General features: G+C 44.9%; 8 protein-coding genes. 6 read left to right on the top strand and 2 right to left on the bottom strand.

Annotation, left to right across the window (positions count from 1 at the left end; genetic code table 11):
* A partial coding sequence (locus V7K76_RS19520) for a 7-cyano-7-deazaguanine synthase (protein ID WP_334777673.1) occupies positions 1 to 425 on the bottom strand: 425 nt, incomplete at its 3' end.
* A 571-nt stretch (positions 426 to 996) separates the two neighbouring features.
* Here V7K76_RS19520 and V7K76_RS19515 point away from each other — a divergent pair.
* From V7K76_RS19515 to V7K76_RS19505, 3 genes are all read left to right on the top strand, one after another.
* A complete protein-coding gene (locus V7K76_RS19515; protein ID WP_334777674.1) occupies positions 997 to 1,938 on the top strand; it encodes a hypothetical protein in 942 nt (313 codons plus the stop codon).
* A gap of 105 nt (positions 1,939 to 2,043) precedes the next feature.
* On the top strand, positions 2,044 to 3,597 hold the full coding sequence (locus V7K76_RS19510; protein WP_334777675.1) for an NAD(P)H-hydrate dehydratase: 1,554 nt from the start codon (positions 2,044 to 2,046) through the stop codon (positions 3,595 to 3,597).
* A 72-nt stretch (positions 3,598 to 3,669) separates the two neighbouring features.
* On the top strand, positions 3,670 to 4,203 hold the full coding sequence (locus V7K76_RS19505) for an REP-associated tyrosine transposase (RefSeq protein ID WP_334777676.1): 534 nt from the start codon (positions 3,670 to 3,672) through the stop codon (positions 4,201 to 4,203).
* A gap of 59 nt (positions 4,204 to 4,262) precedes the next feature.
* Here V7K76_RS19505 and larC read toward each other — a convergent pair whose 3' ends face one another.
* Positions 4,263 to 5,549: a nickel pincer cofactor biosynthesis protein LarC gene (larC, locus tag V7K76_RS19500; protein WP_334777789.1), complete on the bottom strand. Its 1,287-nt coding sequence runs from the start codon at positions 5,547 to 5,549 to the stop codon at positions 4,263 to 4,265.
* A 320-nt stretch (positions 5,550 to 5,869) separates the two neighbouring features.
* On the opposite strand from larC, the gene V7K76_RS19495 reads away from it, so the two are divergent.
* From V7K76_RS19495 to V7K76_RS19485, 3 genes are all read left to right on the top strand, one after another.
* Entirely contained in the window at positions 5,870 to 6,529 is a 660-nt protein-coding gene (locus V7K76_RS19495; protein ID WP_334777677.1) for an L-threonylcarbamoyladenylate synthase, read from the top strand.
* Between the two features lie 409 nt (positions 6,530 to 6,938).
* Positions 6,939 to 8,159 (top strand): HetZ-related protein, encoded by a 1,221-nt coding sequence (locus tag V7K76_RS19490; RefSeq protein WP_334777678.1) that lies wholly within the window; start codon positions 6,939 to 6,941, stop codon positions 8,157 to 8,159.
* Positions 8,160 to 8,189: 30 nt separating this feature from the next.
* Positions 8,190 to 8,411: an addiction module protein gene (locus V7K76_RS19485; protein ID WP_334777679.1), complete on the top strand. Its 222-nt coding sequence runs from the start codon at positions 8,190 to 8,192 to the stop codon at positions 8,409 to 8,411.
* Positions 8,412 to 8,472: the final 61 nt, after the last annotated feature.

Genomic DNA, 8,472 nt, shown 5'->3' with positions numbered 1-8,472 from the left:
TTGCGGTCAATAGCCCTTAATAATTGGTAACGTCCAGTTGCTTCGTCATAGCTAATTCGGGCATAATGACCAGTGGCAATGCGATCGCATCCCAATTCTTCACGAGCATACTGCACCATTGGCCCAAACTTCACCGTTTTATTGCACTGAGAGCAAGGCAACGGCGTGATCCCAGCACTGTAACCAGTTACCAGATAATCGACAATATGCGTCTGAAAGAGATCCCGAATATCGACAATCTGATGGGGAACGCCCAGTTGTTCACAGAGATCAGCCGCGTCGATCATACCTTCAGAGCAACATTGACCTTTGCCTTTCATTAGCCAAAGAGTCAAACCAATCACTTCATAGCCCTGATGGTGCAGGATAGCTGCGGCGGTGGAACTGTCAACGCCACCAGAAAGACCAACGACGACTTTTTTCATACAAAGCACGACACGATAGCTGCGTGGTTGTCCAATTGTAGCACAAACTATTCAAAGCCTTGCTACTAAAGCACTTCAGTTTTAAAGCAATTGAATTAGTGTAGGCGTAGCCCGTCGTAAATATCGCTATTCACTCTGTCATCACCTTTATCTAAAATTAGTTACAGATGTATGACACTGTTGGTCAATTCTTGATGGGTTTGACCCCTCATCCCTAAAACCTTGGTTTGGCGTTGCTTTCCCGCCCTGAAATAAATTTCGGGCTAATAGCTCAAGTCCGTTTCAACGGACTAAAATCAAGAGCAATTATAATGATGGGTTAGACCCCCTATCAATTCGCCAACAGTCTTATGTATTTTTTGCCACGCAGATGAGCTAACTTTGCGTTAAGCTCATGCGTCGCTAACGCTATGCTATCGTCAATCCAAAATCCGACGCTCTCTACGAGACGCTAAAAGCGAACGCGGACTCGCTAACGCTGCGCTATCAAGCTGCATCCCTTGTGGGTGCAGTCAATCTAAAATCTAAAATCTAAAATCCAAAATTGTTTGACTACTTTCTAACTATTATTATGTCGAGAGAAATACCCAGTCAATTTATCCCATTTCAACTGCTGCGTCGAAGTTCTGAGGGTTGGAAGCCCACGATTAGACTTCTCTCCTTGTTAGTGGGAGGCTGGTTAGTGCTGATTACCGACTCTACCCCAGCACAAGCACAAATCCACAACAATGTGCTATTAGCTCAACAAACTCGCGAAACTTTACCGCCACCGCCAATTCCCTTGGGTCAACAGCCATCGCCGCAGTTACCACCAGTCCAAACAGTAGAGGACAATCAATCTGAACTGAACTTTCAGCCCTCTCAACCATTACAGAATAATCAGTCTGGGCAGAATTTCCAGCCCCCTCAACCATTACAGGACTATCAATATCAGCAGAATTTTCAGCCCTCTCAACCTGCACAGTTTAGTCAATATGGCCAGAACTTTGAGCGCTACTTAGTTTACGTTGATGGTAGTGATTTCCAGACACTACAAGCAATACGTCAGATTGAACCCAGTGCTTACATTCGCAATTACCAAGGACGGAGTGTAATTCAGTCAGGAGTTTTTAACAGAGTATCTAATGCCCAACAACGGGTAAATGAACTACAGTCACGAGGCATATATAACGCCCGGATTATTAGCTTTACTAACGGACAGGAAATAGATGGAGGCAATAGAGGCTTTTTAAGAGATCCAAGTAATATCAATGCTAATAGGTCAGTCTCTAGATATTATGTCGCCATTCCCACCACTCCAGAACAGTTAGCTGCGATCGCAGCACAAATTAGGCAAAATATAGCCCAATTTAGTCAAGGTTTAGGCCGATCTGGCGGAGTCATCGAAAGGACGCAACCACGAGGGCCACATGTAGCAGTAGGGCCTTTCCCCGATCGATACCAAGCCGAAGAATGGAATAAGTATCTGCGAAATATCGGATACGTTAATGCCAGAGTTTACTATGGGAAGTGAATAAATTGGTAGTTAGGAGTTAAGAGTGAGGAGTTAGGAGTAAAATAAAACTTATAACTCAACACTGGCTCAATGCCCCGCTATCGCTAACAGCACTCAGAACTGATGCAAAACAGGCAAGAACAAATTTCGCAAGTCGTAGTGACTGCTGGGCAGATGCGCGATATTGAAAAGCGGATCTTTGCAGCAGGAATGCCTGTAGTTGCTTTGATGGAAAAGGTGGCGGGATTAATTGCCCCTCGCATTCCAGAGATTCTTTCAAACACCCTCTTTCTAAGGGGATCTCGTGTGGGAATTCTGGTCGGCCCCGGTCATAATGGTGGTGATGCTTTAGTCGTAGCCCGTGAATTACACTTTCGTGGGTATGAAGTTTGGATTTATTCTCCTTTCTCCAAGCTCAAAGAATTAACTTCGCTGCACTTACAATATGCTCAGAGTTTGGGAATTCCAATTTATCAAACAATTGAGCAACTACCAATTTCTGATTTATTAATTGATGGCTTGTTTGGGCTTGGTTTAGAAAGAAACCTGACTGATCCCATCGCCTCTGCAATTAATCAGCTAAATGAATTATCTGTACCAATTTATAGTATCGATTTACCTTCAGGTTTACACACCGATACAGGCGTTGTATTAGGAACTGCCATTCGCGCCACTCACACATTTTGCTTAGGTTTATGGAAACTAGCTTTCTTCCAAGATCAGGCGTTGGAATATCTCGGTAAAGCTGAGTTAATCGATTTTGATATTCCTTTAGCTGATGTAGAAGCTGTTCTACAAGATGCACCCAGAATTAAACGTATTACACCAGCAACAGCACTTGCTACTTTACCTTTACCCCGTCCAGCAGTTACTCACAAATATAAGGAAGGACATTTACTGCTGATTTGTGGTTCGCGGCGCTATGCAGGTGGAGCAATTTTAACTGCTTTGGGGGCGCGGGCGAGTGGTGTCGGGATGCTTTCCATTGCCGTACCCGAATCGCTAAAACCTCTTTTGGTGTCACACTTGCCAGAAGCGCTAATTGTCGGTTGTCCAGAGACGGAAACTGGAGCGATCGCCCACCTACAATTACCAGAAAAAACCGATCTGAGTTCCTTTAATGCGATCGCTTGTGGCCCCGGTTTAACACGAGATGCTACGCCCATTGTGCAAGAAGTAATCAACAGCGATCGCCCTCTAATTCTCGATGCCGATGGTTTAAATATCTTGGCACAGATGGGAGCGATCGCCACATTAAAAAAACGCCAAGCAGTAACCGTACTCACACCCCACACTGGCGAATTTGAACGATTATTTCCTGATGTCGCCGATGCCAAACATGACAGAGTGAAAGCAGTACAAGAAGCAGCCGCCCAAAGTGGGGCGATAGTGTTATTGAAAGGGGCGAGAACTGCGATCGCCAACCCTCAAGGTGACGTTTGGATTGTTCCTGAAAGCACACCCGCCTTGGCGCGTGGTGGTAGCGGCGACGTGTTAACTGGGCTACTGGGCGGATTGTTAGCGCAAGCAGCAACTAAACAGATTCCTGTAGAAGATATTGTCGCAACTGCCGCTTGGTGGCATTCCCAAGCAGGTATAATAGCCGCCCAAGAGCGTACTGAATTGGGTGTAGATGCGTTTACCTTGACACAATATTTGCTAAAAACTCTAACTTAGTCAAATTCCTCGTTCCCAGTCTCCGACTGGGAATGCCATCCTAGAGGCTCCGCCTCTAATCTAAATAACATCATGGGACGCAGCCGCTACCACGTACTAGGAACCCAGCCGCACTTTCTCACCTGCACAGTTATAAATTGGATACCACTATTCGGCAAAGTTGAATTTACACAAATTATTTTAGATTCCCTCAATTTTCTGCAACGTCAGCAGCGTTTAACCTTGTACGGTTACGTAATTATGGAAAATCATCTCCATCTAATCGCCTCTGCCGCCAGTTTATCTAAAGAAATAGCAAACTTTAAATCATTTACCGCTCGTTCTATTATTGACTTACTTGAAAAAAATAAGTCTAACTACATACTTAACCAGTTTGAGCTTTATAAATTAAAACATAAGACAAAACAAGAATATCAACTTTGGCAAGAAGGTTTTCATCCACAGGTGATTCTAGATGAGGAAATGTTTAGACAAAAGTTAGATTATATTCACAACAATCCAGTTAGGCGGGGTTATGTGGATGATCCTGCACATTGGAGGTATTCTAGTTGCCGGAATTACATGGGGGAACTAGGTTTATTACAGGTAGAGTTGATTGATGTGTGAGGGAAGGCGGAGCCTTTTGGATAGCATTCCCAGTCGGAGACTGGGAACGAGGAATTGGATCAGGTATTGACTAAATACCAACGCTGTAGCGCCAAACGTTGAATTTCGCGCCAGGGAATATTATGCTTTCGGGCTAAGTCTGCACAATCTTCATATTCGGGCTGCACATTTGCAATAACTTTTTCTGGCGATTGTCCCTTCCATGCTAGCTTGACGCGCACTTTGCCATATTCCGTTTCCACTTGTTGAATTTCCCGTTGTAAAATGGCGCGTTGCTGAGTTGTTCGCCGAATACCTAAAGTTGTAGTTTCGCGGAAGATGACGGCTTCACAACTGAGTAAATTTTCTGGATGACAAATCACAGTCAGCAAAATCCCCGGACGGGACTTTTTCATACCGATCGCTTGGGTAAAAACATCCAGCGCACCAGCAGCAAACAACGCCTCAAACGTATAGCCGATCGCTTGTGGATTCAAATCATCAACTTGGGTTTCTAGCACCGAGATGGTTTCCAAATTTGAGCTAATTTCTTCAGAATCACTGAAATTTGACTGTAAACTTGCACTTTCACCCAACCAGAGGCGTAAAATATTGGGAATGGGTAAATTTATGGTTCCTGCTCCCAGTCCTATCTGCTTGATAGCGATCGCAGGTGGTGAACCAAAATCTCTTGCCAAAGTAGTAGCGATCGCGGCTCCTGTTGGTGTTACTAATTCTCTGTCAATGCCATTGCTATAAACTGGACAACCCCGCATTTCCCACAGCTTTAGTACCGCCGGTACTGGTACCGCCATCTGACCATGTGCAGCCCGAACAGTGCCGCCACCAGTCGGGAACGCCGAGCAGTAAAGTAGGGGTAATCCTGACTCATTGCTCTCAATCCCCAACCAATCCAACCCCAGGCAAGTACCCACAATATCTACGATCGCATCTATAGCACCTACTTCATGAAAATGAACTTTTTCAGGCGAAATACCATGCACCGCCCCTTCTGCCACTGCTAGCTGTCGGAATACCGCCAAACTCCAAGCTTCTGCCCGTGATGGCAACCCCGCTTTGAGGATCATTTGCTCTATTTCTGGCAAGTGGCGTGTGTGCTGGTGACTGTGTTCGTGTTCATGGTGGTGATGATGATGGCGATCGTGTACTAAATCCACATGAACTTTAGTCGCCTGCTGACCATTCCGTTGGACAAATTCTGCCCTTAATTGATATTCCTGTTCAATACCCAACCCATTGAGTTTTTCAATTAAATACTCCACAGGAACACCCAAACTCACCAAAGCACCCAGGCACATATCACCAGAAATTCCTGTCGGACATTGAAGATAAGCAATTTTATTCATAGTCATTAGTCATTGGTCATTGGTCATTAGTCGAATGGCGCTAAGAAAAGATACAGCCCTTGCTCTGACTGGTTCCCAGCCTCTAGGCTAGGAACCCATTCTGGGAGGCTCCGCCTCCAGTAGCTTGACAAGAGGCAGAGCCTCTTTTAAATACATTCCCAGTCTGGAGGCTGGGAACAAGACTACACAAGCCTTTAGGCTTTTCTTAGTGCCATTCGTCATTAGTCATTAGTCATTAGTCATTGGGCATTGTTTATTTCTCCCCCTGCCTCCCCTGCCTCCCCTGCTCCCTTATCCCCCCAGTCCCCAATCCCCGTCCTATGGCAAAAATTTTCCCAGTTCATCCGGATAATCCTCAAACTCGCCGAATAGAGGAAATAAAGTCGGCGCTCTCTAGTGGCGCAGTCATGCTTTACCCTACTGATACAGTTTATGCGATCGGTTGTGATTTGAATGCCAAGTCGGCGGTAGAACGAGTGCGGCAAATTAAACAGCTAGCAAACGATAAACCATTGACATTTTTATGTCCCTCGCTTTCAAATGTGGCAACTTATGCCTTCGTAAGTGACACAGCTTATCGGATTATGAAACGCCTGATTCCAGGGCCATACACGTTTTTGCTGCCAGCTACGAAGTTAGTACCGCGATTGGTGCAAAGCCCCAAGCGGAAAACTACTGGAATTAGAGTACCAAACCATACTGTGTGTTTGGAGTTGATGGCAGCCTTGGGTAATCCGATTATTTCAACTTCAGCACATCTGCCAGCAGATGAAGCAGATAATGGCATAGTTCGGATAGATCCAGAAATTGTTCAGTCACGGGTAGAGCTATTTGATCGTTTGGACAAGATGGTAGACATAATTATTGATACTGGCGAGGAACCTACATATCAAGTGTCTACCATCTTGGATATGACCGGAGACGAAGCAGTGATTATACGGAGGGGTTTAGGTTGGGAAGCAGCAGCAGCATGGGTATAAGAATTCCACTTCACAGGCGCACCTCTCCGTTTCGGAAATTGTGATCAAAACGACTCCAGTTTTAAAATTGTCATATTTAAAAGCGATATCTAGGATGGGCTGTTCTGTGAGGCAGTGGATATAAGAGGATGGTGGCAAAACTTGACACAGTAAGGTATTTGACAACTTTGAGAAAATGGCGGGTACTCGTGTGCCTGCGTCAATATAGTGGCTTGTGATCAAAACCGACACATTGCCATAACTGTAACTCTTTCGTATTTCCTATAGTTTTGATATATGAGCTTTAGATGTGAGCATTATATACGGCAAGTCTTGATGGATGAATGCCTAAAGATTCACAAGCCTTGGACAGCCTTAATTGCTGTGTCTGCGTTGTAATTACGGTGCAATACTACTACCTGGAAAAGTCATGAAATCTAACGTCGTCAATCTACCAAACTCTACACCCATTTTTCAGAACCACGTTTCGACTGAAGAATTTTCAGATAGCAGCAGTGATACCTTAATTGAATTGCTGTGTGAGGAAATGCAAGCGCAAGTGAAAGCAACACCCAAGTGCGTAGAAGCTTTAGCAAAGCGCATAGCCGTAGAAGTAGAACGCATTTGCGATAAAAGTTCCCGCATTCAAACATCTGGGGAAATCAAGTCCTGGCAGATGACGTTGGGAAGGCATCGGATGCAAAAGTGCTTACGTTACTACCAACTAGGTTCCAAACAAGGGCGGGTGGAATTACATAGCAATTTGGGTGCTATGGTTTACCGTCATGTAACTATATCCGGCTCTGAGTTGGGTTTTGAGGCTCGTTACAGCCTGATTGAAGATTTTTTACAAGCATTTTATATCGAAGCGATCAAAGCTTTCCGTAGAGAAAACGAACTACCTAATGATCACACGCCGCGTACTCAGCTGCAATTAGCTGAATACATGGCTTTTACAGAACAGTACGCCAAACGCCGGATCAATTTACCTGGTGGTGCAAATCAGCAATTGATTATCTTGCGGGCCCAAGGTTTTGCTCGTCGCCAGCCCCAAGAAACGACTGTGGATATTGAACTGGCGGTAGAATCTGCTAAGGGTGAAGAAGCAGAATCTTACCAGCGTAACTCGGCAGTGCAACAGCTGCGATCGCAAATGATTGCCCAAACTAATTTTGATCCATCAGAAGAATCAGAACGCGATCGCGTCATCAGTGAATTGATGAAATACCTGGAGTCTCAAGGTCAATCTGATTGTATGAACTACCTCAGCTTGAAACTTCAAGACCTTTCAGCCCCAGAAATTGACCAAATTCTCGGTTTAACCAGCCGTCAGCGCGATTATCTCCAACAACGCTTTAAATACCACGTCGAAAAGTTTGCCAAACAACACCACTGGCAATTAGTACATCAATGGTTAGGCGCGGGTTTAGAGCAAAAACTGGGTTTATCTTCCCAGCAGTGGGAAATCTTTGTGAATCAACTCACAGAACAGCAACAGCAAATATTACAGTTAAAAACTGCAAGGCAAAACGACCAAGCGATCGCCAAAGCCATCAAATGCACCCCCAAACAGCTACAAAAGCGCTGGACTCAACTCTTAGAACTAGCATGGTCTATCCGCAACGGTCATACTGAAGCCCAGACAGGCTAAAATGGAGGTGAATAAAATATAGAGAAGACCATGAACCCAGTATTTCCCGAACTCTCTAGTCTTTCGAGAGCGGAAAAACTTCAACTGGTAGAAGATTTATGGGATGAGATTGCCGCTACACCAGCAGCACTCCCAGTGTTAGATTGGCAGAAACAAGAGCTAGCTCGTCGCAAAGCCGAATATCTGAAAAATCCAGCCATCGGCAGTAGTTGGGAAGATGTAAAAGCCAGAATCTCTCAACGACATGGCTAGAAACTTAACTATCCTTATAGCCGCAGAACTGGACATTATAAGCTTATGACTGGTACGAGGG

Source organism: Nostoc sp., assembly GCF_036917975.1.
Classification (GTDB): Bacteria; Cyanobacteriota; Cyanobacteriia; order Cyanobacteriales; family Nostocaceae; genus Nostoc.
This window is presented reverse-complemented; position numbering and strand designations above follow the sequence as displayed.

Bases quoted from the DNA above. Each gene is read 5' to 3' on its own strand.
- V7K76_RS19505 (WP_334777676.1), top strand. From the start codon at position 3,670: ATGGGACGCAGCCGCTACCACGTACTAGGAACCCAGCCGCACTTTCTC.
- larC (WP_334777789.1), bottom strand. From the start codon at position 5,549: ATGAATAAAATTGCTTATCTTCAATGTCCGACAGGAATTTCTGGTGAT.
- V7K76_RS19485 (WP_334777679.1), top strand. From the start codon at position 8,190: ATGAACCCAGTATTTCCCGAACTCTCTAGTCTTTCGAGAGCGGAAAAA.
- V7K76_RS19490 (WP_334777678.1), top strand. From the start codon at position 6,939: ATGAAATCTAACGTCGTCAATCTACCAAACTCTACACCCATTTTTCAG.
- V7K76_RS19495 (WP_334777677.1), top strand. From the start codon at position 5,870: ATGGCAAAAATTTTCCCAGTTCATCCGGATAATCCTCAAACTCGCCGA.
- V7K76_RS19510 (WP_334777675.1), top strand. From the start codon at position 2,044: ATGCAAAACAGGCAAGAACAAATTTCGCAAGTCGTAGTGACTGCTGGG.
- V7K76_RS19515 (WP_334777674.1), top strand. From the start codon at position 997: ATGTCGAGAGAAATACCCAGTCAATTTATCCCATTTCAACTGCTGCGT.